Here is a 25,388-nt window from a genome sequence, read left to right as displayed (position 1 = left end):
CGCGCCTGATTATGCCGCGGTGTTCTTAGTAGGGCGTTTCAGCTTTTTAATCAGCTTCATCGCTTCAGCTTTAGAGCCTACTGCCGGGGTTGAACCACGCAGCGGACGGCTGGCTGTTTCACGCAGGGTAAACACAGTGATCAGTCCAATCACACCGGCCACCATCAGGTAATACGCAGGCACCATCAGGTTGTGGGTCTTGTCGACCAGCCAGGCTGCCAGCAGCGGTGTGGTACCACCAAACAGTGACACTGACACGTTAAAACCGATCGCCAGTGCACTATAACGAATATCGGTGGTGAACAGTGCTGGCAGGGTGGCTGGCATGGTGCCGCTGAAACAGGTGTGAACAAAACCAAGGATAATCAGACCGGCAAACACGCCCCACATGCTGCCTGAACAGATCAGCATCAGACAAGGAATCGACAGGACAATCAGACCGATTGAGCCGGCGGCAATTACCGGACGACGGCCGACCTTATCGGTCCAGTGACCCCACATCAGTGTCAGTGGCATCATCACAAACATCACCACCATTACCAAGATCAGGCTGCTTAGATCACTAAGGTGCAGGATACCGGTCAGATAGCTTGGCATGTAAGAGGTCAGCATATAGTTAGAGACGTTAAACAGCAGTACCAAACCGATGCATTTCAGCATCTGTGCACGGTATTTTGCCAGCATCTGGAACAGTCCCAGACGAGGCTTGCTGTGTTCCAGCGCTTCTTGTTTTTCCATATGCTGTTGGAATGCTGGAGTTTCTTCCAGTTTCAGACGCAGATACAGACCGAACAGACCCAGAGGGGCCGCGATAAAGAATGGAATTCTCCACCCCCAATCCAGCATCGTCTGAGCAGGCATGGCGTAGGTTAAACCGGTCACCAGACCGGCACCTAGCAGGTAACCCCCTAGGGTCCCAAACTCAAGGAAACTGCCCATAAAGCCACGACGTTTATCGGTAGAGTATTCTGCGATAAAGGTCGCCGCACCGCCGTATTCACCACCGGTAGAGAAGCCCTGTAACAGACGGGCAGCCAGCAGCAGTATCGGTGCCATGATACCGATACTGTCGTAAGAAGGGATCAGACCGATACAGAAAGTGCCAATCGCCATCATGATCATGGTGATGGCTAAGATTTTCTGACGACCATAACGGTCACCCAGTGGGCCAAAGACTAGGCCGCCTACTGGACGCACCAAGAAAGCCGCAGCAAAGGTACCAAAAGTGGCAATCAGCTGGGCGGCAGAGCTGGCATTCGAGAAGAACACCTTACCGATAGTTACCGCTAAGTAACTGAAGACACCAAAGTCAAACCACTCCATGGCATTACCTAGGGCGGCAGCACCGACAGCGCGCTTCAGCATCTCGTTATCAACGATAGTGATATCGTCAACAGTCAGCTCTTTCTGTTGTTTCTTGTTCCAGAAGGGTTTCTTCTGCTTATCAGTGGTACTACTCGTCATAGATTCCTCATAACGTTTTATGATGAGGCCGCCTTATAGCTTTCGTTGCCAGAAATGGTGCTGTATCAAAAGAGGGGGAATGAAAGCTATAAGAAGCCAGTAACGCGGACAAATTTCAGGTCAATGCTTATTGACGTATATTTACCTTAGTATACGGAGGCTAACCTTAGCAAGTTTTGGGCCAGTTTTGCTGAGATTTATTCTTATATTGATATGATGTACTGATAATCTGTATTTATGTGGGATATATCACTGCTTCAAGTAAGCGTAGCCATTGGGAATAACTGCCCGCTTTGATGTGGGAAGTTCGTTTCTCCCTATGATACCTGCAAATAAGTCATTATCTTCCCCAAAATAGTCCATTTTCACGAAATTGCCATTATCTCTACGGATATGCTCGCTCGACTGGCCCGACCGATGACAGTCGGGCATCCGGTGTGGCGATTAGTGTGACGGCGTGTTGCAGTAGTTCTGCCAAGCTGCCTGTAACAGCGGGGCTAGGGATTCAGCCCATTCTGCTTGGCCTGCGGCATCAGCGATCAGGTCCTGACGTATCTCGATGGCGACCGAAGGCAGACCATTTTTCTCAGCGTGTTGCGGAATGGCATAGTCGGTGGCATCCGAGACTGAGTAAGGCTGGTTATCACCCACCACCCAGTTTGGCTGGGTGCGGAGCTGTGCCAGTAGTGCCTGTGGATAGGCCTTCAGACGGTGATACAGCAAGCCGATATGCCAAGGGCGCGGCACATCCAGAAATACCGGCGTAAAGCTGTGCATAGCGATAATACAGGTTGGCTGGCCCCGCTGACGCCGCTGCTCAATCAGTTGGCGGATTTCAGTATGATAAGGGTCAAAAATTTCTCGACGGCGTATCGCCTTGTCCTCATCAGACAAGCCTTGGTTGCCAGGAATAGGGGTAGCTTCCGAGATCACCGGAAAGGCACTTTCAACCGATGGTGGCCGGTTACAGTCAATCACCAGCCGTGACCAAGTCTGAGAGATCAAGGTAGCATCCAACTTATCGCTGAGCTGCTCTGAGACTGCCAACGCCCCGATATCCCAACCGATATGGCGGTTGAGTTCTACCTCACTGATGCCGAGCCCACCCAGTTTTTGCGGGATACGGCGACCGGCGTGGTCACAGAGCAATAAAAACGGTGAAGAACCCTGAGCACGACGGACGGTAAAGGGCGCAGGTTCGCCAGCACTGATTAGTTTTTCTGACACGTTGAGACTCCCTGTGTAAGGTTAATCAAAAAGTGGATTTGTCATGTAGGCCTATTTTCTCGGCGTTGTGTAGGGTAATAACCAGTCGAGCCCCACGGCCGTACTGCCCTGAGGACGATATTCGCATCCTATCCAGCCTTGATAATTCAGTTGCTGTAATTCCGCGAATAAAAACGGCCAATTTAGTTCACCGCATCCGGGTTCATTACGATCCGGGGGAGCTGCGACCTGAACATGACGGACCCAGGGCAGATACTGCCGTAGACGGGCAGTGACATCACCTTCTGCTCGCTGACAGTGATAAATATCGAACAATAGTCCGACTGATGGAGCGGCGACTTGTTTAATCACCGATAATGCTGCCGCCTGGGTAGTCAGGAAATATCCCGGAATGTCCTGCGGATTAATAGCTTCCAGCAATAGGGTGATCCCCTCTCTGGTGGCCAGTTGGCTAGCATCACTGACATTCTGACATAGGGTCGCGAATGCGTGGTCGACGGATACCTCGGGTGGCCGAATACCGGCTTGCAGATGGATCATCGGACAACCCAGCGCGGTGGCATATTCCAAGGCCAATGCAAAATCGTGTTGAAAAGCGGCTACCGAATGGGGATGACAGGCCTGCCCGGAAGCGGTCAGGGTGCCTGCAGAACCGGTGGGAGTATTGATCACTCTCAGCTGTAAACCGTTGTTGCTGAGCCAATGCTGCTGATCCGCTACGCTAAAAGCATAAGGGGAAGCGTACTCGACCGCACGGAAACCGGCAGCTGCTGCAGCGTCAAATCGCGCTGGAAAAGCCAGTTCGGTAAACAGCCATTTCAGGTTGGCGCAGAATCGCAGCTCAGGGGACATTTTACCTTCTCCTTACTCAGACAGAGCGGAAAGGCCGCTCTGAAACCGCTGTTAAGTATGAGGGGCGGGCAGATATTCTGCCAGCGGGGACCCCGTGGTATTAGAGACAACTACTCACCCGTCGCCAGCGATATCAGGTTCCGTTTATGGCAGTTGCACTGCTGGATATCAGCGAGTAGGTTCCGTCTTGTCGCGGCATAAATCTGCCAATGTGGTGCTTTGACCGGCCTCTTTTACTTCAAAATGACCTAATGACGTGTTATCCCCATTACTCATTTCAACAAGATATTTTACCAAGTTATTATTATCGTTGGCATCAATATAATATGACAAAAATAATCAGTGAAAGATATTTTTTAAAAAGTCAGCCACGTCAGTAAGTTACTGGTCATTATTCTACTGGCATATGACTTTTTTATTATGTGTAAAAGCGATGAAATTATCCGTTATAAATCTGCATTATATGGATAAATTATTGGTACTTAGGGGGTAGTAATTGGAATGAGATGGAATTTTATTTCAGGGATCGTTTGGGATATAAATGAAAGTTCTCTATTATAGGGGGCAACAATCAGGATGATAAAAACGTGAAGAGTGGCAAAAGTAATGACGACATCGCAAGAAAATTCTCAATTAATCGAAGATAAATCGATTGATTATGTAAAACCAGAGGAACGACAAGGAAAGGTCAAAAGCTTATTTACGCTATGGTTTTGTACAAATATCGCACCGTTGGCGGTTTCCACAGGGGCGGTAGCCACTGAAACTTATCATCTGAATATGGCTTCTGCGATCAGTGCCATTATTTTCGGGCATCTGTTTGGGGGTATTTTCCTGGCCCTAACGTCGGCCCAGGGACCTCAGGTCGGAATTCCACAGATGCTGCAGAGTCGGGCACAGTTCGGACGCTACGGTTCTTTATTATTAATCTTTTTCTCGTCAGTGATTTATCTTGGGTTCTTTATTTCCAATATCACACTTTCGGGCAGAATTATTAATAATATGGTTCCGGATGTTCCGTTGCATGCCGCCACGCTGATTGGCGCTGTTGCTGCAACTCTAATTGGGGTTATCGGCTACCGGTTTATCCATAAAATTAACTATATTGGCGCCTGGGTGATGGGTGCCGCTTTACTGATCGGTATCGCCATCATGCTGTTTCATGATTTGCCTGCTGATTTCTTTACCCGTGGTGGTTTCTCCTTTGCCGGTTGGTTTGGTACCTTCTGTATCGGCGCGGTCTGGCAAATCAGTTTTTCACCCTATACTTCTGACTATTCCCGTTATCTACCGGCAAAAATCGGGGTCTTCAAACCCTTTATCTATACCTATCTGGGGACCTGTGGCGGCACGATTCTGGCGTTTTTATTCGGTATGCTGGCGGTCAGCTTAGTGCCGGCCGGCACAGATACCATGGTGGCTTCCAGAGAAGCAACGGGAGTTTTCGGACCGGTACTGATCATCCTGTTTTTAATCAATATCATCTGCCATAACTCGATGAACCTGTATGGAGGTACCTTATCGATTATCTCCTCGGTACAGACCTTTTTCCCGGCATGGAAACCGGCTCTGAAAGTCAGGGTATTTACTTCGCTGGTGATTTTAGTGGTGTGTTCACTGGTGGCATTGGCAGCGGCGGGCGATTTCGTCAGCCTGTTCTTGAACCTAATCTTTGCACTGATTTCTGTGCTGATCCCGTGGAGTATGATTAATCTTATCGACTTCTACCTAATTAAGCGTATGAAGTATGATATTCGCTCTATATTCAGTGCCGACGGCGGGATTTATGGTCGGGCCAATGTGATCGCCCTGGCGGTCTACTTCCTAGGAATTGTGGTGCAAATCCCGTTTGTCTCCAATGCCTTTTTCTCAGGGCCTTACGCCAACATGATCCCTGGGGTAGATATCTCTTGGGTGATCAGTATGGTCGTGACGGGCATTGCTTACCCACTGCTCAGTCGCCGCCGCGCACAGCTCGTATAGTCTGCTTCAATGACGTTCAGCAAACGCCTGTCACATGCTTTGTGACAGGCGTTTTTTTATGCCCTGAAGAAAAGATGGAGCACGCTATAGCGGTATAGGCAGGGATTGCCTAGCGGTTACCGGCCGCCTGCTATCGACATTCACTACGATGAGAACGGCGAGCCCTAAGTCTTTTTGAGTCCCCGGCAGCGTAACTACCGGGGGTCTGTACTGACTTAATCGTGTGTGACAAAAGGCGGTGGAGAAAAGGCGGTGATCTCTGGCAGTGGTTGGGTCCAGGCTTCAATCTCAACTTTACAGCTTTGGGCACTGCATCCCTGACCGAGTCGTGAACTGCCGCGATCTTCGGTCAATACGTTTGGATTGCCATGTTTATCCAGTGAACCTGGTACTGATGGGTCCTGAGGATCATACCAAGCACCGGTGGAGATTTGGATAACCCCTTGGCGGATCTGGTCACTGATATGCACACCCGCGAGGATTGCCCCGCGCTGATTGAAGATTTTTACCACCGATCCTTCACTGATCCCCCGTGCTGCCGCATCCTGCGGATGCATCCACACTGGTTCGCGGCCCTGCACTTTGGTGCTACGACTGACACTGCCATGATCATACTGGCTGTGTAGGCGGGTGCGGGGCTGGCTAGACAGCATGTGCAGTGGCCATTCTGTTGCCTGTTGCTGCTGATATTCGGCTTCCTGTGGGTCCCAGAACGGATAGCCAGGGCATTCGCGGTAGCCAAAGGCGGCAATGGTCTCAGAATACAGCTCGATTTTTCCTGACGGGGTCGACAGCGGATTCTGCTGCGGATCCCGGCGGAATGCCTCGAGGAAGATTTGTGGCGTTTCCGGACGTTTAAATTCCAGTTTTCCCTGTTCCCAGAACTCATCAAAAGGTGGCAGTTCAATCCCTTCCTGTAATGCCCGCGGGCGGGACTCATCATACAGATGGCGCAGCCACTGTTCCGGGTTGCGGTTTTCAGTAAACTGCTCAGCAAAGCCGAGACGGGCCGCGAGATCACTGAAAATCGCATAATCATCACGGGATTCGGCGACTGGGGCAATATGTTGGCGCATCGCCACCATAAAGCCATCATGGCTACCGCTACCAATATCATTACGCTCCAGCACTGTTGTCGCCGGTAGGACGATATCCGAGAATTTTGCCTGGGCAGTCCAGTATTGCTCATGGACGATCACGGTTTCTGGACGGCGCCACGCCTCAACCAGGCGGTTGAGATCCTGATGATGGTGGAACGGGTTACCACCGGCCCAATAGACCAAGCGGATATCTGGGAAACGGCAATCTTTACCGTCGAACTGGTATTCACCTCCCGGATTGAGTAGCAGGTCTGAGATCCGCGCCACCGGGATCTCCGTTTTCACCTTATTTTCCCCAGCCGGCAGACGCGGCCCGGAGAAGGCGACACGGTCGGCCCCTGCCAGGTTGGTGCAAGCATAACCGAAGGCCAAACCGCCCCCTGGCGTCCCAATCTGTCCGAGCAGCGCTGTCAGGGCAACGGTGGCCCAATAAGCCTGTTCTCCTTGGCGTGAACGCTGAATCGACCAAGAGATATTGATCATGCTGCGATGACGGGCCAGGGTATGGGCCAGCTCGGTGATCTGCGTAGCACTCAGGCCAGTGATGGGGGCAGCCCAGTCAGCATTTTTCTCAATACCATCGGTTTCCCCCAGCAGATAACGGCGCAGAGGCTCAAAACCGACGGTATGGCTATCGATAAACGACTGATTATGCAGATTTTCGCGGATAAGAGTTTGGCAGAGCGCCAGCAATAGCGCGGTATCGGTACCGGGTTTAACCGCTAGCCACTCGGCATTGCTGACCGCACTCAGGTCATTTTTCACTGGGCTGACGTTGATAAACTTGACACCCTTCGCCTGCATCTCCTCTAACCAGTGTTTCAGCATATGGTCGCTGGCCCCACCGACATTGACCTGGGCATTGCGAACCGGTAATCCGCCGATGGCCATAAACACTTCGCAGTGTTCCGCCAGCACTGAAAAATGGGTATGTTGCTTATGCAGTGGGCTCAGCGGGCCAATAATGTGCGGCAGGATCCGTTCGCCTGCGGCGCTGCTGTAGGTGTTGGTACTGGCTGTGTAGCCACCAAAGCCTTTTAGAAACCGGTGCAACTGGCTCTGCACATGGTGAAAACGTCCGGCGCTGCCCCAGCCATAGGAGCCGCCAAAGATCGCCTCATTACCGTGGCGTGCTTTGACCGATTGCATGTCGCGGGCCACTAGCGCCAGCGCTTGCTCCCAGCTGACTTCGACAAAGGGCTCTTTGCCACGTCCTTCACGGGAATCAGGGCCATTTTTTAGATAACCGAGGCGCACAGCCGGGCGACGAATACGGGTATTACCGGTGATCGCTTCCGGCATTGACTGGCCGATACGGGACGGATTTTTATCCCAGGAGACCGGCGTCATGGCGATGATTTTTTCACCGTCGGCCTCAACCTGATAGGTGCCCCAGTGGGTGGAGGTCAGTGATTGCTCAGTTTTCATTATTATTCATTATCCGCGAGAGTGATCAAAGGGAGAGGGTCAACGGCCAGCGTACAGACGGCGTTTCAATTCACAGTCAAATAGGAACTCCAGCCCTTCCAGATGGCGACGTGCTTCGCTGACATCTTTACCCCAACAGGTAAGGCCGTGGCCACGCAGTAGAAAACCGTAATGGAGAGGCTGTTGCTGAGCAGTGGCGAAAATCCGTTCTGATAAGGCGGCGATATCTTGGTCGTTGTCAAAAATGGCAATGGGAACGGTGTCCAAGTGGCTCTGCTGACCACTGAGTGCTTTTTGCATTTCATAACCGCTTAGCAGCAACTGGTCGCCGGTTTCCAGTCGTGACAGGACCGTAGCATTGGCCGTGTGCACATGCAAAACCGCATTGGCCTGCGGAAATAGACGATAAATCAAGGTATGTAGGCCGGTCTCAGCAGAGGGTGTACGTCCCGAAGGGGCCTCTAAGGTCTCAATATTTACCTGCAGAAAATCCTCTGTGGTTAAACTGCCCTTGTCACGACCTGACTCGCTGAGCCAGCACCATTGCTCGTCCTGACGAATGGACATATTCCCGCCGGTGGCAGGTGCCCAACCTTTATTACCGATCCAATGGCAGGCGGTGACTACTTCCGCCAGTCGTTGTTGCCACATACCGCTTCCTTCTGTTCCGAATGATGTGTTATTTAGCCGTCTAAACGGCTGAGGGATAGTATCACCCCCAGCACAGGCGGGCAATGTTTCTACGGCTGCTGCGGGCTAAGCATCATGAGTGATTAAACAGCTGTCGCCGTACAGTTTCTTTGTCGGTAACCAGGCCATGATCCAGTGCCCCCGCCATACTGTCTGTATCGCTTGGAACTTAGTACTGCCCGCGGCGAAGGCGATACGTTCACTTCCCCCAGCAGGGGTAAGGGTCAGCCCTTTGACCAGTGGCTATCTGGGCCTTGTTGAAGAGGAAGCGCTTTGCTGTGTGACACGACACGGACATTGCTCAGTGCACCGTTCACATAGCGGCTTTGTAAGGCATGCGGTGCATCAATCTCGATATCCTGCAATTGGATATTCTGTAATGGCGCCTCCGGCAGACCACTGATCATCCCGGCCATCCCCGCATTCTTCGCGATAAGATGACGGATAGTGACATCATGAATAAACGGTGTCAGTGCCGAGACGGGCGCTGCTGGCAACGGCGTCAGGCTCTGTTTCGAATAGCCGCCGTTACCGCCATAGCTGTCAGTGATCACCAGCGGTACATTGACGTGGTTCATTCGAATATTGTCGGCCAAAACGGGGCCGATTTTATTGCCACGATCTCGGCCTGACTTAATACGCAGGCCATTTTCGGTGCCGTTGAAGGTCACATTGCGCAGCGTGACACTGCCGATACCATTGGCGGTCTCACTGCCGACCGATAATCCGTGACCACGGGCAATATCAATCTCTTCAATACGAATATTGGCGCTGGATGGTGCCTTACCGGTGGATGCCAGCCCAGATTTAATGGCGATATCATCATCTCCGGTGGAGAGTTTCAGATGATTCAATGACACATTTTGCGACGATACCACATCCACACCGTCGGTATTTGGTGAGTCTGGTGGGTTAATAATGCTGCTATGACTGACCGTGATGTGCTGGCTATTACGCAGTACCAGGTTCCACATCGGTGAATTGACTATATGCAGGTCGCGGATATAGCCATCTTGGACATGATTGAATTCAATCAGCCACGGCCGTGGCATGCCATTCGCCGGTGGGACCCCTTTCCAGTGACGTTCAAACCAGCGGACATCACCCTGTTTTAGGTGATTACGGGCATCTGTCGCCATCGGCCACCAGGCGTGTTGCCCTTGACCATCAACCGTACCCGGACCGGTGATGGCGACATCTTGGGCGTGATTGGCGATGATCAATGCTTCGCGGGGATGAGTGGGTTGGCTGATAAACGCCGGCACAAAATCCTGTGGATGGCCGGTAGATTGTAGGGTACTGCCAGCCGCGAGATGCAAGGTGACATGGCTTTTTAGGGTGACTGGTGCGCTGATCCATGTCCCGGCGGGCAGTGTCACTGTCCCGCCGCCATGACGGCTGCACTGGTCAATCGCATGTTGCAGCGCAGTGGTGACTGAAGCCGTACCGGCTTTCAAAGACAAAGAACAGGCTGAGCCCGCAGCCAAGGTACTTAGAGGGCTTAACAGGGCCAACGTTAGTAATGATAGGGAAAAAGGGGAGCGGTTGTGCTTTTTTAAAAAAGCCATAGGGATCTCCGGATCAGGGTCAAGAAAAGACAGACGCTATCATTCCGGGTCACGGGACAGGGCTCCAGACAATTAACGTTTCTGAATGTAGCAGAAGGTTGCAGCCCGCTGCGTGACAGCGGGCGTCCAGTCCGATTACCCCAATACCTGTACGACACTGGCTTTAAATATTTTGACACCGATGGCCAGTGCATCGCGATCAAAGTGCATCTCCGGATGATGTAAGCCCGGCGTCAGATTGGCACCCAGTCCCCAGAAGCCTCCCTTAACCTGTGGACAAAGTCGCAGATAATGGAAAAAATCTTCACTGCCGGGGGTAGTTTTAGCCGCGATCAGTCCCTCTTCACCCAATACCTCACTGATGGCCTGACTGACAACCGCCGTGGCCTGTGGATCCAAGATGGCCGCAGGCATTTCTTTCAATAGCGTCACCTCCACCTCGGCACCGACTGCTGAAGCACTGCCGGTGATGGCGGTGATCACTTTTTGTTTCAGTTGTTTCATCGCGTCATTGTCTGCGCTGCGCAGATCCCAGCAGACTCGGGCATCCGCCGGAATAGAGTTGGTGACGCCGGCATCGGAGAGAAAGCGTGTGGCCTTGGCGCTGTAGGTCAGGGAAGGAGAGAGATGCACTCCATTCACCGCCTGCACGGCCAGAGCCGCGGCATCCAAGGCGTTGACCCCCAGGTGAGGGCGGGCAGCATGGGCCGCCTGTCCACTGAATATCGCTTCCAAAGTAGCACTGGCAGAGTAGTGCATGGCGGCGACGGCCTGTCCTTTTTGGCACTCTTCGATAGGGCGAAGATGGAAGCCGAGCAGCATGTCGGTGTCATCCAGCGCACCGCCTTCGACCATGGCAATTGCACCGGTACCTAGCTCTTCTGCTGGTTGGAACAGAATTTTCAGGCGACCTTTTCTCACCAGTCCTTCACTGATAATTTCTTCCGCCGCTGTTAGTACTACTGAGGAGTGTCCGTCATGGCCACAGGTGTGGCGAGCCACCTGCTGGCCATCAATAATATGGCCGAGAGCATCCATATCGGCACGTAGTGCCAGGACCGGTCCAGGCTTTCCGCTGTCTAGTTCGGCGATAATGCCAGTGGTGCCATTGACCTGTCGGGTCACTTTAAAGCCTGCCTGCTCAAGGGCGCTGGCGATGTAGGCTGAGGTTTTCACTTCCTGAAACCCCAGCTCCGGGATCTCATGTAACACTGAAAAATGCGTTAACGTCCGAGACATTTTCTGCTCCTTAAAGGCGTAAAGGGTTAAGAGGTGTGTCAGGCGCAGAGCCGCATCACCAGCATAGAAATAATGGCATTCCCCAAGCTAACCAACATTAGCAGTGGCCAGTATTTTTTCGGCACATCGGCTACCCCCAGCAGCCGCCCCATATACTGTAGCTGTGACCCCATCAGAAAGATCGCTGGGATAAGGATCGTAATCTGAGTCGCATCTAGCTTACCGGTAGCTAGCAGGCTGGCAGCAACGCCGGTACCGGCCGAAGAAGAAAGCCAGGAGGTCAGTAATACAGTAATGGCTTCACCCGGCAGTCCGAATAATCCCATCAGTGGCGCGCACAAATGGCCGATAAACTGCATCACGCCTAACAGGTTTAAGATCTCTGCGATCACATAGGCCATGATGACATTCGGCATCAGGTTATTAATGGCGATGTGAAAGCCTTTACGGGCACCTGTTACAAAAATATCAAACGGATTACTGTGGGTAGGAAGCGAATTATTCATTAATAAAATCCTTCTTATAAACGGTATTCAGGATCAGCCGTGTGAAAGCAGCGCCGACAAATTTCAGAATAAACATCAGGATAAGCGGAATGATCAGAGGCGTGGTGACCGAGGTGAATAACGCGGAACCGATCGCAAAATAGTTATTAATTAGCCCAGCACCGGAATATTGCCAAGAACCCATGATGACGACGTGTTTACGGGTGATTTGCTTACTGTCATAAAGCTCTTTACTCAAGGCAGCGCCGGCATCTGTGCTTTGTAGATCAGTTATTAAGGCCAGCCCGGTAAAGCCCGGGAGTCCCAGTAGCGGCTTAAGTAGCGGGGTCAGCAGGCGGTGTGCGGCACGTATTGCGCCATAATGGGTAAAAATTTCCAGTAACCCTAGGGCCAGCATAACCGTTGGTACCAGTGATAAAGCAAACAGAAATCCGGCCTTGGCCCCTAAACCGCCACTGCCGGTAAAGGTGGAGGAAGCGCCCTTTATGGTGCCAAAAGCGCCGCTGAGGGTGGTGAAATCGAAGGCACCCAGCCAGGGCCTTTCTTTAACGTTAAAAAATAATCCTGAAAAGACTAACAATACGGCAATCAGAGACAGCCAGCCTTTCAGTGTGACATTTCCGTAGGCCTGCTCCGGGTCAGGAGTTTGGTGGGAGATGGTGTGTTTTGTCATTATTACCCTCTTATTGTGTATTTTTGGGGCTGCTGTACCGTTCAGGCAGAAGAATGGCACTGCGCTAGGCCATCTAATAGCTCTCTGCAGCCTCTCCCTTCAGAGGTGCTTCTGGAACATGCGCAGAGCTGGGAAAATACGGCGACTGACAAGCACACTATGGCAGTCTATGCTGACACCTAGCGGTGATCTCTGTGGTATCTGCACGTAAATCTAGCTGGCCGGTATCGCCTTATCCTCTACCCTTTAGTACTGCGATATTGTTGTTTTTTTTAGACACTCAGGGTGCCCTTTCCTGATTATCGATAACGGTAAACAGAATATAAATGTCCGGGAGATAGTGATATTGTTGCTTTAATATCAACAATTCAGGGCATGACCACTCTTATGCTTCAGGAAAAACCCATCAGTTATCTGTATGAAGTTGGTATTCATGGCGGCATCCGGCGTGCGGCGGATATTCTTGGGGTGAATCCTTCGGTGATCAGTCGTAATATCTCGCGTCTGGAACGCGAATTACAGCTGCCATTGATTGAGCGGCGGGGCAGGACTGTTGTATTGACGGAGGCCGGACGGTTACTGTCAGAAGACTATGCTGAAAGCCGACAACGGCGGCATAAACTGGCCAGCCAGTTAAAAGACCTGCGTTATATGCGGGGAGGAACCGTTGCGGTAAAGATCGGAGGTGGACTGGTAAGTACTTTTGTCGAACAGATCATGACGCCTTTTTCTCGAATTTTTCCGCAAGTATTTGTTGATCTCAGTGTTGCCAGCATGCAGGAGATGCTAGATGCGGTGATCCACGGTGAAACGGATATGGCACTGGCATTCGGACCCATTGGTAGCCCGGAAGTGAAGCGGCACAGCTTTTACTGGGGACCAGTTTGTGCAGTGATGTCACCGCAACATCCACTGAGCAGTCAGCAATGTATTTCTCCAGAATTACTGGCAGACCAGCGATTGATCGCTCTGACCGAGCATTTTGGCCTGCAGCAGTATATTAATGAAATATTCCGCAGTAGGGGGCTGAACTTCACGCCGGCCTATCGTTGCAATCTATTTTCGACAGCAATGGAGCTGAGCGCCGCCGGGCTGGGGATTGCTTGTATGTCGGCAAAAGCAGCAGGTCCGCTGATTGCTACCGGTCAGTTGATGGCTGTCCCGATCGCTCATCCGATAGCCCAGGAAACCCAGTGCCACTTACTGCGAAATTCAGATCGCCGTTTTACTCCCGCTGCCCATCATCTGTGGCAGTTATTACGAAATGGCTTCAGCGAAAGCGCGCTGTAAGCCTTCCCAGGTTTAGAAACAAATCTGCCGCAAGGAATTTACCCCGGGTAATGATCGCTGAGGCCAAACGAGACCTCAGTACGGGTATAGAAAACCGATACCTGCTCATGATTGAGGAGGGCGAACAGTTGGCGAGCCTGTTCTTCGGTCACCACCACCACTACTTGGACTGGCTGATCAGAATCATCAAACATTGTAATACTGTGTTCGCAGCCGTCATGACCAAATCCACCGATACTGCCATTCAGGGTAGCCCCACGTAATCCCAACTGCCGAGCTGTCGCGAGCAGCCACTGGGCCAGAGACTGCTGTTTATGGACCCGATCTTGCTGGGTAAAAAAGGTGATCTGATAGCCTGTCTGCATAGTGACCTCCTTGCGGACCGTTAATGATTATTGGTATGAATCGTCGCTTCGACTGACATCCCGACTTTCAGGCGGTCTAGGTTTTGCTGGTTAGCATCTGGAACAATACGGACAGTCAGACGCTGGACAATTTTGGTAAAGTTGCCGGAAGCATTGTGAGCAGGCAACGGTGAAAAGCTGACATTACTGGCCGGTGCGACACTTTGCACTTTTCCGTGGAAGGTCGCATCTGGGAGTGCATCGACGTGGAAACTGACATCCTGTCCCGGTACCACATGGGCTAACTGGGTTTCTCGGAAGTTGGCATTAATATACAGACGATGCAGCGGCACCAGTACTAACTGCGTTTCACCGACATGGGCGTAACTGCCGGTGCGCACGATACGTTGCGCGACGGTACCGTCTTCCGGTGCAGTGATCTGACAGTAGGAAAGATTCAGTAGTGCATCGGTGCGGGCGGCATTAGCCATTTGCAAATCAGCATTGGCTTTTTCCAGACCCGCCTCCAGTACTGCCGTCTGATCTTTAATGCCCTGTAGGGCTGCGCGGTTTTTCATCAGTTGGGCCTGCGCATTCTTCCAGCTGGCTTCGGCGGATTGCTGTGACTGACGGGTCCCGGCACCGTCACGGGCTAAGTTTCTGAAACGCTGACGGTTTTCTACCGCTAATTGTAGGTCTGCTTCACTTGAGCTGATGGCCGCGACGGCCTGTTGCTGCTCACTGCTCTGGCGCTGGATCTGTGCTCTCAGCGAGGCAATGGTCGCGTTAGCACTGTGAATACCGGCATTGGCACGTTCCAGCGCCACCCGGTAATCGCTGTCATCAAGGGTAAACAGCAGTTGTCCAGCTTTAACTGTCTGGTTATCGCCGACCAACACTTGGCGAATAATCCCCGGCACCCGTGGGGCGATGGTGGTCATATCGGCCTGGATATAGGCATCATCGGTACTCTGCGAAGACGCATCCGATTCTGGGCGGTTAAACAACCACAGTGCGATGATGATCACCAGTACAGCAACAACGACAGTGATGATTTTATAACGGGATGATTTACTCATAGCGGGTTGTGTTATCCATGTCGGTTTTTGGTTGACGAGGTATCGGATCCTGAAGCCGGCGCCGGGATACGCGGAGCAGGAATATAGGTCATACTCAGTACGCCCGGGATCAGCAATAAGGTGGCAATGGCAAAAATAACGTAAATATCTGCTGCAGATAGCAAGGCAGCCTGCTGGCTGACCCAGCCGCTGACTTGGCTCAGCGTCGAATTTCCACTGTCAGCCGGCCAGCGGGAACCGAGATTATTCAGCAGCATTTCGCGGTGAAAACTGCCGCGTAAAAAGCTGAGCTGACCAATCAATGCTGAGCCAAACACGGTTCCGGCGGCACGTAAGGTATTGATAGTCCCCGAAACGTAGGGACCTTCCATCGGCTGTACCACACTGGTGGCGAGAAAAAGAAGCGAAATGACCGCCAGCGGTTGGCCGAAGGCCTGCAGCACCATTGAGGTAATAAACTGTGCAGTCATCCATTGGTCGGTGATACGGATATTTATCCAGAAGGAGAGTGCCATCAGCAGCAGTCCCAGGGCAAACAGTTTGCGGGCATCAATCCACGGACGATAGAGCAACAGTGCCACCAGCGGTCCGAGGACTATTTGCGGCAGGCCGACGATCAGCCCCATTGAAGCCACCTGGGCCAGACGAAAACCTTGCAGGCTCTCCAGCACCGTCGCCGGCAGTGATACTGCACTGCCCATTAGGATCAGCATGCAGAAGAACAGGGCAAACCCCAGCCAGATATTCCGACGCGCCAACAGCTGCAACTTAATAAAAGGGGCCGGATGAAAGAATTCACTGACCAGAAAAACGGTACAGAGGATCAGTGAGGCAAACAGTGATTCCTTAATCAGGGGTGAGCACAACCAGTCAAGGCGGACACCCTGACTCAACCCAACCACCAGCAGCATCAGCCCGGGCACGCCAAATGCCATACCGAACCAGTCTGCATTTTTAATGCGCTGATGCGCTTGAGGCAGCACGGGGATCCCCCAGGCGACCAACGCCATGGCGATCAGCCCTGGTGGGATCACTAGCCAGAAGGCCCAGCGCCAGTCAGACATCGTATCCACCGCCAGTGAGGTGAGCCACAACGAAATATTTGGGGCAAAGGTGGCGGTCATTGCGTACAGCGCCAGCCCGTGTAAACGGATGGAAAGCGGCAAAAAGCGCAGTGCCGACATCATCAACAGCGGGATCAGCGCCCCAGCAGAAATGCCCTGCACTACGCGGATGGTGATCATCGCTGGCAGGCTTTGCATAAAGGGCAGGATAGCCGCCAGGAGCAGGGTCGTGGTTAACATGATCAGGTGAAAACGACGCAGCGAAAAGGTGATGGCAAACCAGGTCGCGAAAGGCATCACCGAAATTTCTCCGGCCGAATAGGCGGTATTTAGCCAAGAGGCCCCGTCATGGCTGAAGCCATGAGCACCACTGATGTCCACCAATGCGAGGCCGGGAAGACGCTCACTCAATCCAGAAATGATGGCGGCCAACAGTACACCCAGCAATCCGCAGGCGATGCGTAAGCCAAATTCGGGCTGGGGGGCGGGCTTTTTTTGCTCTGGCTGACTCATGAACCCGCTCCCGGTGTGGGTAGCGTTGTCTGCCAGCCGCCACCCAGTGAACGGTAGAGCGTGACCATCGCCAGTTCAATGGCGGCATTGTTCTGGGTCACGGCCAGTTGACTTTGCAGTAGAGTACGGTGCGCCAGCAGGACAGCACTAAATTCACCCGCCCCTTGCTGCCAAGACTCTTCCGCGACTTGTAGGGCAATGCGGTTCTGTTGCTCTGCGGCCACGAGCATTGGATGCTGTTGCTGCTGATTATTCAGCTCATCAAGGGCATTGATAATTTCATGCCACGCCTGTAATACCGTTTTTCGGTAATTCAGGGCGGCCGTTTTCTGTTGGGCTTGATTGAGCGCTAACTGACTTTTCAGCCGTCCACCTTCAAAGATCGGCAGCCATAAGGTCGGCCCGATACCGTAGAAACGGGAGTTTTTACCGCTAAGTCCGGAAAAACTAAAGGCTTCATAGCCAGCTTCGGCGCTCAGTCCGATACGCGGATAGAAATCCGCTTTGGCTGCCTGAGTCCCCGCGATCGCCGAACGCAGTTCCGCTTCTGCTTGCAAAATATCAGGGCGATGGCGAGCCAGTTCAGAGGGGACGCCGGTTGGAATTTGTGTCGGTATCTGCGGCAGGGGGGCAGTGTGCAGGCCAGTATCCAGCTGATGTGGCGCCAGACCGGAGAGCAGTGCCAGGCTATTCATCAGCAGGTTTTTCTGCTGTTGCAGCGCCACCAGACGGGCACTGATTTCTTGAATGTCGGCATTAGCTGACGCCGGTTCATTCAGGGTGGCGACACCGTTACGCTGACGGCTTTGTGCGATGGACAGCATCTTCTCGGCGATCTGCTGGTCGGCTAACAGATCCTGTTCCCTTGCCTGCATTTCGCGTAACAGAATATATTGACGGGCTACTTCACTGCTGACCGAGACGCGGACCATCTCGCGGCCATACTGACTGGCCAGCACTTTCTCTGCGGCCGCAGTATGCAGATCATGCAGGTGCCCCCATAGGTCCAGTTCCCAACTTGCCGTCGCCCCGAAATGCCAAGACTCATGACTAGAATCCGGTGCACCTAAGCGGGCACTGGGGGAATCTGCACTGATGGCGGCCCGGCTTTCTCCGCCGTTTACCGAAATCTGTGGATAGAGGGCCGAGGCCACCATGCCGGATATGGCAGCACTCTGTTCCGTTCTGGCTGCGGCCAATAGAATGTCAGGGTTATTGTCATTAGCGCCGCTTTCCAGTGCGTTTAAATGCGGGTCATTAAATACTGTCCACCAGTCGGTGGTCGGTGCAGCGTGATTAATGGCGGGCATCCCCGCAGCAATTTTCTGCCAGTACTGGCTGCTTTGCTGGTTAGGCACCGTTTCATCTGGCACACGGCCTGCAGAGGAAAGACAGCCAGTCAGCAACAGACACAGCACCAGCGACAGGGGGGCCGGAGAACGGGGTATGCGGAAACTGCCCATAAAATAGAATGACCTTAGTAAATAATCGCAACGGGAGAAAAAACAGTGTACTCTTCGGTACAGTAAATGAGATGCGTAATGAATTGTCAAGTTATGTCATGTCATAACTATTTGTTATAGTAGTAGCATAAGCACTATTTTCAGGTGTACTGACAAGTACACTATAGGAAAAATAAATGCAGGAAACCGCCCTGACCGGAAAACAACTGGCTGTCTTACAGGCCGCCTCTGAAGTCTTTCTTGAACATGGTTTTGCCGCCACCACCGATATGATCCAGCAGCGGGCTGGCGTATCCAAGGCCACAGTCTATGCCTTTCATACCAGTAAAGAGGAGTTATTCTGTGCGGTGATCGATTATCAATGCGCAATGATGACCCGTGCTGTCAGCAATATCCCCTGTACCCCCGGTGATCTAAGCGGCACATTACGTCGCCTAGGGCATGCCTATCTAGGGATCATTCTGTCACCGCAGGGGATGGGGTTGTACCGCGCGGTGATCGGTGAATGTCAGCGTTTTCCGGCATTGGGCCATATTTTTTGGAAAAGTGGTCCGGATACCATTATCAAAATGGTGGAGCAGCACTTGAAACATGCTGCTGACGTGGGGGAGATTTCACTGCAACGTACCGGCAGCCGTGCCGCCGCCGGGCAGTTTGTCAGTATGCTGCGGGGGGAGGCCTATAATGAGTTTTTGACTCATCCCGCGGCATCGCCGACAGAAGGGCAGATTGAACGTTGGGTTGAAGATACGCTGGAGACGTTCCTGCTGGCGTACCGCAGTCAGGTGTAAGGGGAGAGGTTGTCGGCCTCTCCGCCCTGGGTTACTGACTGACCGGTGAATAATCGAGATTTACCGGGTCATTCGGTAGGTCGGTAAAGCGGGTAACGATGGTGTGGTAATCGGCTAACGGGTTGAGGCTGGCAAACTGCTGCGGGTAGAACCACTTGGCCAGGATTTCGACACCGATGATGTTCCAAGGGTGGTTATAAAAATGGTGATAGACGCCACCGACATGGCCTTCACTGACCGCCGGGATGGTGGCAACGGCGGTGCGTTTTAGCAGGTTATCGAAGCTGGCTTTGATTTGCGAGACTTGGGTATTGTAGCCAAAAGGCAGCACCGGATTGCCGGCAGCCCCACGTTTAGAGCCGGTCATCAGATACCAGTCTGGGCGCATCGCAATGATTTTTTCTGGATTAATAAAGCCGGAAGACCCGGTTAACAGTTCTGAACCGATATTAATCCCACCGGCGGCAGCGACCAGTCCACCCCAGCCATTATTGCCGTGGGTGAAACAGCAGTTATCTGAGTTTCCAGCAATGGGTTCGATAAAGACTAAGGGTTTTTTCTGTGCCTTGCTGACCACGTTGTCAATCTGTTGCAAACGTTGCTGATAGAAATCGGTAAAGGCTTTGGCCTGGCTTTCTTTATTCAGGACTTTCCCTAACAGGGTGATACTCGGCACTGTGTCCTGGATGGGATGCAATTCATAATCGAGGAACAGCACTGGCACATGCAGTTCCCGGAAACGCTGTAATACACCGGTCTGTTCCAGTGCCGGTTTAGCACGCAACTGGGCAATCAGCAGGTCTGGGTGACTGGCGATCACCGTTTCGGTATTCACTTCCCCTTGATCAGAGAAGCCCATATCCGGGATCGTTGCCGCCTGTGGCCATTTTCCTTTTAATACTGCCCACTCTTGGCCGTCCTGCCTTTTGATCAAGTTGTTCCAGCTGATCACCCGCGAGAACGGATTTTCACGATCCAGTAATGCCAATGCCATGATATCACGCCCATCTTGTAGGATGATGTGCCGCGGCTCATGGTTAATCACCACCGTTTGGTTATCCATATCTTTCACCGTCAGCGGGTAATCCGTCGCCAGTGCCGACAGTGATGAGAAACACAGACTTGCGAGTAGGCTATAGCGGGCTGCGCGCACGACACTGTGAAAAGAGGGTTTGGCGTTTTTCATTAGTATTCCTGGAGTTTATAAGCCCCGTCGCTGATGGCCTGAAAGCCCTTCAGGCACAATGACGAAAGCATTGAATGAGAATCGATATCATAACCATTATTAACCCTTGAGCTCTGAAGAGGGTAATAGACGAATGTAACTATACGTAAATATCATCAAGCTGATATATCTCAGTGAGTGAAAGGTGGCCAGGGGCAGTAATGCCTATTCGGGGTTTTATCTCCGTCATTAACGTTGTGTAAACTGTTTAGCGTTGTATTCGGATAGTTTCGCGGTATCATTCGGAATGATTATTATTATATTTTGTCGCGGGTGAACAAAGACGGTCAGGCTGTCATTTTCACGGCGAAGGCGGCCGGTTACTGATTTCGGCGACAGCAAAGCCGCACAAAACAATGTTGTTAGTTCAGAATGCGGAAACATGATTAATGAGTACTGTGACAGAATCCGTTGCCCCTGATGGTCGTGGCGTCGGTGCCGAATATCGAAAAATTATCCGTAAACGTGTTGTACTGCTGTTGGTATTAGTGGTTGCTATCCTGTGTAGCATCATCCTCGATTTCACCATCGGACCGGCACATCTTGATCTTACGACGTTGCTGACGGCACTGGTCCACCCTTCTGGTGTCGATGCGGCTACCCGGGTGATTGTTTGGGATATCCGCTTACCCTTTACCCTGATGGCGGTGGTGGTGGGCTTTGCCCTCGGTATGGCCGGCAGTGAAATGCAGACTATCCTTAACAACCCATTAGCCAGTCCTTTTACCCTTGGCGTCTCATCCGCGGCATCGTTTGGTGCTGCCTTGGCATTGGTTCTCGGGGTAGGGATCCCCTTTATTCCAGGTCAATGGTTGGTGACTGGCAATGCGTTTATTTTTGCCATCCTGACCGCGTTTATTCTCAATCTGGTCAGTCGGCGGACAGTCAATACCCGTACCACGGTGGTACTGTTCGGTATTGCGCTGGTATTCACCTTTAATGCACTGGTAGCGATGATGCAGTTCATTGCCAGTGAAGATACCTTACAGTCGCTGGTCTTCTGGACTATGGGCAGCTTAGGGCGAGCGTCGTGGCAGAAGCTGGGGATCTTGGCGGTAGCGATTGCAGTGCTGCTGCCTTGGGCGTTGAAAAGTGCTTGGCAATTGACGGCGTTGCGCCTCGGTGAAGACCGAGCCGCTAGTTTTGGAATTGACGTGGCTCGGCTACGGATGACGTCTCTGATCCGTATCAGCTTGGTGTCAGCACTGGCGGTTGCCTTTGTCGGGCCAATTGGATTCATCGGCCTAGTGGCTCCCCATATCGCTCGGCAACTGGTAGGGGAGGATCATCGTTTTTATCTACCCGCCAGCGGTCTGATCGGCGCACTGGTATTGTCGTTGTCGTCAGTGGTCTCGAAAAATATTGTGCCCGGTGTGATTATTCCTATCGGCATCATTACCTCACTGGTGGGGGTACCGTTCTTTATCATTATTATTCTGCGTCATCGGGGGAATTTATGAGTCACTCCCTGACAATCCGCGACCTGACCACCGGTTACCGCCGCCATCCGGTAATTACTCAGTTGAACTTGGATGCGATCCCGCGCGGTAAAGTGACGGTACTACTTGGCCCGAATGGCTGCGGTAAATCCACGTTGCTGAGGGCTCTGGCGGGTCTGAACCGCTCCCGTGGTGAAATCTGGCTGGACGATAAAAACCTCAATCAACTGTCATTGTCGGAGCGCGGTGATAAAGTCGTCTACCTGCCACAGAGTCTGCCTTCCGGTATTCATTTGCAGGTGCTGGAGTCGGTGCTGGTGTCTGCCCGCGCGACTGGACAGCATGGCGCGGACGTTTCGCCGGAGCGTATCCTACAACTGTTGGATGAAGTGGGGATTGCCCCGCTAGCACTGCGTTATATGGATGAGCTTTCTGGCGGTCAGAAACAGATGGTGGGGTTGGCGCAATCATTAGTACGCAATCCATCTCTGCTGTTACTGGATGAACCCCTGAGTGCTTTGGATCTCAACTATCAGTACCATGTGATGAGCCTGGTACGGAAAGAGACCCAGGCCCGAAATATGGTGACCGTAGTGGTGCTGCACGATATCAATATTGCCCTGCGTCACAGTGACCATGTGGTGATGATGAAAGCCGGACATATTGTTGCCAGCGGTGCGCCTGCAGAGGTGATCACCCCAGAAAGTCTGGCTGAAGTGTACGGAGTCCGCGGCCGTATTGAGATGTGCTCATTGGGAGTGCCGCAAGTGCATATCGATGGTTTAGTCAGCGGCGCATTATAAGTTTTTAGACGGTGACGGGCTGTCGGTCCGTCACCATTTACCTTCCGTTATCCTGAAACTGCCGTTTCTCGTTTATCTTCAGTGGATCCTTTTTTTCTGAAAAAGCCTGCTGTGACACTTATTTCACCCTTTAAGCACCATTAGGGTGCAAATTGCTGGCTCTGTGCAGAAGCTGATTGCGCCTGCGTGCGGGATTGTGGCCTTTCAGAGATATGGCACAGATGTTGCTGCTATGGAGAGAAATAGAACCATAGCGGAGTGGCACATGAGCACACAAGCAGCAGAACTGGCAGAGCTTTCTCAGCCTCACACCAAAGAAAAATGGAAACAACTGGGCTACGGATTATTATGTATGGCGGCGATTTCCAGCCCACAATATGTGTGGACGCTACTGACACGGCCAATGATGTCACAGTTTTCTGTCGGCTTACCGCAATTACAGGTGACCTTCTCCCTGCTGATTATCCTGCAAACTTTCTTTTCCCCCTTTCAAGGAAAACTGATCGACTACTTCGGTGCTAAGCGTCTGATTGCCATTGGCACATTATTATCCGGTTTCAGCTGGGTACTGACGGCGCAGGTGCATAGCCTGACGATGCTGTATCTGGTGTACGGCTGTGTCGGTGGTTTAGGCACCGGCATTGTCTATGTCGGAGTGGTCGGGCTAGTGGTGCAATGGTTTCCTGAGCGTCGCGGTTTTGCCGCCGGTATGGTGGCGGCAGGTTACGGTATGGGCGCCATAGTCACCACCTTTCCGGTATCGATGACTCTGCAGACCCATGGACTCAATTTTACCCTAACGGTATTCGGACTGATCTTTGCGGGGGTAGGGCTGCTGGCCAGCCAAGGACTGAAACGTGCTCCCCAGGCGCTGGCCCGGCAAAAGACCGTTGCTCCTGGCGATCAGCTGCAGTTTAAAGCGTTGGAAATGTTACGCGAGCCGCTGTTTTGGCTGATGTTTTTTATGATGACCTGCATGGCGACCTCCGGTCTGATGGTGACGTCGCAGATGGCGGTGTTTGCCCGAGATTTTGGTATCAGTGATGTGGTGGTTATGGGCATGGCGGCGTTACCGCTGGCGCTGACCATTGATCGCTTTACCAACGGACTGACTCGCCCGTTGTTCGGCTTTATCTCGGATAAGTTTGGTCGTGAGCAGACGATGTTTATTGCTTTTGCCTTGGAAGCCGTGGCCATGACATTGTGGCTGATGTGTCGGCATGATGCGGTATTGTTTGTATTGCTGTCCGGAGTGGTGTTTCTGGGGTGGGGCGAGATTTTTTCGCTGTTCCCGGCGACGTTAACCGATACCTTTGGGTCACGTCACGCGACAACTAACTACGGCTGTTTATATATGTCGCAGGGGATCGGCTCTATCGCCGGCGGCCCGCTGGCAGCGTTACTTTATCAGCACACCCATAGCTGGATGCCAGTGTTTACCAGCGCTATCAGCTTAGACGTACTGACCGCAATCCTTGCCTTACTGGCTCTGAAACCGTTACGTCAGCGTTTTCTACGCCGTCACACTGCCTGATCCCGCCGCTGGCGAAGTCGGGTGATATCTACGGGGTGGGTGCGGCAGCATCCACCAATCAGCTTCGCCCCGGCTGCCAGCCAAGCGTCGAGGTCGGCCATAGGGTCAGTCAGTTCCGTCTCTTCAAATTGCCAAGTTTTAGCGGCCGCATCATAATGCCCCCCTCGGTTTGGGTAGACCACCAGTTGCAGCCAAGTCAGAGAGTGCAGATGGCGTAACGCCTCAGTGGCTAATGACGGTGCCACACAGTTGACGCCCACCGCGATCACCTGTGGGTAGCATTCCAGCAGCGTGATCACCTCAGTGAGCGGGGTTCCGTCACTCAAATGCTGTGCATCGCGCAGGGTAAAGGAAAACCAAGCATGTGTGCGTGGGAAGTGGCTAAGCAGTTCGGCCAGTGCACGGATTTCGTCGAAACAAGGCAGTGTCTCGCAGGCCAGCAAATCGGCGCCTGCCTCTATCAATGCTCTGATGCGCGGCAGGTGAAACGCCTGATACGCCTGGTCGGTCAGTTGATAATCGCCACGATATTCCGAGCCGTCAGCCAAAAATGCACCATAAGGTCCTACCGATCCCGCAATCAGCAGCGGGCCAGCCTGTGGATGTTCACTCAGGTAGCGGTGGCGGGCATTGGCGGCCAGCGTCACGCTATCACGGATCAGCGCTTCAGCGTCAACAGTGGTGATCCCTTGTGCTGCAAACCCCGGCAACGTCGCCTGATAGCTAGCAGTTAGGGTGCATTGCGCACCAGCATTAAAATAGGCGTAATGTGCCTGTTCAATTTGCTGCGGCTCGTCCATCAGCCGCTGTGCTGACCACAGACTGTTGCAGAGTGGCCCGCCCTGATTTTCCAGCTCGCCAGCCATACTGCCGTCCAGGACCAGAAAAGGCTGCTGACGCAACAGAGGGGTTAACGGATTGGCACTTAACATGTTTTTCTCCAGAACGGGCATCGACAGTGGCCAGAATAGCATAGCCGCCGGGTTATCGACGGGTTGCCTTATGCGAAAGTGGCCGGTTGCATCGAACTGCTGGCCAGTGAAGTGATGCTAGCAGTCAATAAAGCCCTTGGTTCGTAAGCTAACGGTGAAACCCTTGCTAACAAGGTGGTAG

The 25,388-nt window shown here is 52.5% G+C and carries 21 protein-coding genes; 6 read left to right on the top strand and 15 right to left on the bottom strand.

What is annotated here, in order from left to right; all coding sequences use genetic code 11:
* Positions 1–9: 9 nt before the first annotated feature.
* From proP to DW47_RS0103265, 3 genes are all read right to left on the bottom strand, one after another.
* Complete coding sequence (gene proP, locus DW47_RS0103275; RefSeq protein WP_029684921.1) at positions 10–1,464, bottom strand: glycine betaine/L-proline transporter ProP; 1,455 nt, start codon at positions 1,462–1,464, stop codon at positions 10–12.
* Positions 1,465–1,908: 444 nt separating this feature from the next.
* Positions 1,909–2,691: an N-formylglutamate amidohydrolase gene (locus DW47_RS0103270; protein ID WP_038027083.1), complete on the bottom strand. Its 783-nt coding sequence runs from the start codon at positions 2,689–2,691 to the stop codon at positions 1,909–1,911.
* Positions 2,692–2,742: 51 nt separating this feature from the next.
* Positions 2,743–3,543 (bottom strand): hydroxypyruvate isomerase family protein, encoded by an 801-nt coding sequence (locus DW47_RS0103265; RefSeq protein WP_029684919.1) that lies wholly within the window; start codon positions 3,541–3,543, stop codon positions 2,743–2,745.
* A gap of 606 nt (positions 3,544–4,149) precedes the next feature.
* Between DW47_RS0103265 and DW47_RS0103260 the strand changes: the two genes are divergently transcribed.
* The gene (locus DW47_RS0103260; protein ID WP_029684918.1) at positions 4,150–5,526 is read left to right on the top strand and encodes a purine-cytosine permease family protein; all 1,377 of its coding nucleotides are present in this window, start codon (positions 4,150–4,152) and stop codon (positions 5,524–5,526) included.
* A gap of 215 nt (positions 5,527–5,741) precedes the next feature.
* Here DW47_RS0103260 and DW47_RS0103255 read toward each other — a convergent pair whose 3' ends face one another.
* From DW47_RS0103255 to DW47_RS0103230, 6 genes are all read right to left on the bottom strand, one after another.
* Positions 5,742–8,054: a molybdopterin-dependent oxidoreductase gene (locus tag DW47_RS0103255; protein WP_029684917.1), complete on the bottom strand. Its 2,313-nt coding sequence runs from the start codon at positions 8,052–8,054 to the stop codon at positions 5,742–5,744.
* 39 nt (positions 8,055–8,093) lie between these two features.
* Complete coding sequence (locus DW47_RS0103250; protein ID WP_029684915.1) at positions 8,094–8,705, bottom strand: methylthioribulose 1-phosphate dehydratase; 612 nt, start codon at positions 8,703–8,705, stop codon at positions 8,094–8,096.
* Between the two features lie 263 nt (positions 8,706–8,968).
* The gene (locus DW47_RS0103245) at positions 8,969–10,312 is read right to left on the bottom strand and encodes a glycoside hydrolase family 28 protein (protein WP_029684914.1); all 1,344 of its coding nucleotides are present in this window, start codon (positions 10,310–10,312) and stop codon (positions 8,969–8,971) included.
* Positions 10,313–10,447: 135 nt separating this feature from the next.
* A complete protein-coding gene (locus DW47_RS0103240) occupies positions 10,448–11,551 on the bottom strand; it encodes an amidohydrolase (protein WP_029684913.1) in 1,104 nt (367 codons plus the stop codon).
* Positions 11,552–11,589: 38 nt separating this feature from the next.
* Complete coding sequence (locus DW47_RS0103235; RefSeq protein WP_029684912.1) at positions 11,590–12,057, bottom strand: YjiG family protein; 468 nt, start codon at positions 12,055–12,057, stop codon at positions 11,590–11,592.
* On the bottom strand, positions 12,050–12,730 hold the full coding sequence (locus tag DW47_RS0103230) for a nucleoside recognition domain-containing protein (protein ID WP_029684911.1): 681 nt from the start codon (positions 12,728–12,730) through the stop codon (positions 12,050–12,052). The genes DW47_RS0103235 and DW47_RS0103230 overlap by 8 nt, the downstream gene beginning before the upstream one ends.
* A 387-nt stretch (positions 12,731–13,117) precedes the next feature.
* Here DW47_RS0103230 and DW47_RS0103225 point away from each other — a divergent pair, with 387 nt between their 5' ends.
* The gene (locus DW47_RS0103225; RefSeq protein ID WP_029684910.1) at positions 13,118–14,020 is read left to right on the top strand and encodes a LysR family transcriptional regulator; all 903 of its coding nucleotides are present in this window, start codon (positions 13,118–13,120) and stop codon (positions 14,018–14,020) included.
* 38 nt (positions 14,021–14,058) lie between these two features.
* Here DW47_RS0103225 and DW47_RS0103220 read toward each other — a convergent pair whose 3' ends face one another.
* The 4 genes from DW47_RS0103220 to DW47_RS0103205 are packed head-to-tail and all read right to left on the bottom strand — an operon-like array spanning position 14,059 to position 18,483.
* Positions 14,059–14,385 carry a DUF190 domain-containing protein gene (locus DW47_RS0103220; RefSeq protein ID WP_029684909.1) on the bottom strand — a complete coding sequence of 109 codons (327 nt, stop codon included), beginning with the start codon at positions 14,383–14,385 and terminating at the stop codon, positions 14,059–14,061.
* A gap of 20 nt (positions 14,386–14,405) precedes the next feature.
* Complete coding sequence (locus tag DW47_RS0103215; RefSeq protein ID WP_029684908.1) at positions 14,406–15,443, bottom strand: HlyD family secretion protein; 1,038 nt, start codon at positions 15,441–15,443, stop codon at positions 14,406–14,408.
* An 11-nt stretch (positions 15,444–15,454) separates the two neighbouring features.
* Positions 15,455–17,020 (bottom strand): MFS transporter, encoded by a 1,566-nt coding sequence (locus tag DW47_RS0103210; RefSeq protein ID WP_084689023.1) that lies wholly within the window; start codon positions 17,018–17,020, stop codon positions 15,455–15,457.
* Positions 17,017–18,483 carry an efflux transporter outer membrane subunit gene (locus DW47_RS0103205; protein WP_029684905.1) on the bottom strand — a complete coding sequence of 489 codons (1,467 nt, stop codon included), beginning with the start codon at positions 18,481–18,483 and terminating at the stop codon, positions 17,017–17,019. Before DW47_RS0103205 ends, DW47_RS0103210 begins: the two co-directional genes overlap by 4 nt.
* Positions 18,484–18,659: 176 nt before the next feature.
* Here DW47_RS0103205 and DW47_RS0103200 point away from each other — a divergent pair, with 176 nt between their 5' ends.
* On the top strand, positions 18,660–19,274 hold the full coding sequence (locus DW47_RS0103200) for a TetR/AcrR family transcriptional regulator C-terminal domain-containing protein (protein ID WP_029684904.1): 615 nt from the start codon (positions 18,660–18,662) through the stop codon (positions 19,272–19,274).
* 31 nt (positions 19,275–19,305) lie between these two features.
* Here DW47_RS0103200 and DW47_RS0103195 read toward each other — a convergent pair whose 3' ends face one another.
* Positions 19,306–20,460, bottom strand: coding sequence for an ABC transporter substrate-binding protein (locus tag DW47_RS0103195; protein WP_051150812.1), 1,155 nt, complete (start codon positions 20,458–20,460; stop codon positions 19,306–19,308).
* 428 nt (positions 20,461–20,888) lie between these two features.
* Here DW47_RS0103195 and DW47_RS0103190 point away from each other — a divergent pair, with 428 nt between their 5' ends.
* The 3 genes from DW47_RS0103190 (at position 20,889) to oxlT (ending at position 24,275) form a co-directional block, all read left to right on the top strand.
* Positions 20,889–21,959: a FecCD family ABC transporter permease gene (locus DW47_RS0103190; protein ID WP_029684902.1), complete on the top strand. Its 1,071-nt coding sequence runs from the start codon at positions 20,889–20,891 to the stop codon at positions 21,957–21,959.
* The gene (locus DW47_RS0103185) at positions 21,956–22,741 is read left to right on the top strand and encodes an ABC transporter ATP-binding protein (RefSeq protein ID WP_029684901.1); all 786 of its coding nucleotides are present in this window, start codon (positions 21,956–21,958) and stop codon (positions 22,739–22,741) included. The genes DW47_RS0103190 and DW47_RS0103185 overlap by 4 nt, the downstream gene beginning before the upstream one ends.
* A gap of 265 nt (positions 22,742–23,006) precedes the next feature.
* Entirely contained in the window at positions 23,007–24,275 is a 1,269-nt protein-coding gene (gene oxlT, locus DW47_RS0103180) for an oxalate/formate MFS antiporter (RefSeq protein ID WP_051150811.1), read from the top strand.
* Here the strand turns inward: oxlT and mmuM are convergent.
* Complete coding sequence (gene mmuM / locus DW47_RS0103175; RefSeq protein ID WP_029684899.1) at positions 24,263–25,207, bottom strand: homocysteine S-methyltransferase; 945 nt, start codon at positions 25,205–25,207, stop codon at positions 24,263–24,265. The genes oxlT and mmuM overlap by 13 nt on opposite strands.
* Positions 25,208–25,388 lie beyond the last annotated feature (181 nt).

The sequence above is a fragment of the Tatumella saanichensis genome (assembly GCF_000439375.1).
Classification (GTDB): Bacteria; Pseudomonadota; Gammaproteobacteria; order Enterobacterales; family Enterobacteriaceae; genus Tatumella; species Tatumella saanichensis.
Note: the sequence above shows the minus strand (reverse complement) of the source record. Positions and strands in the feature narration are given on the sequence as shown.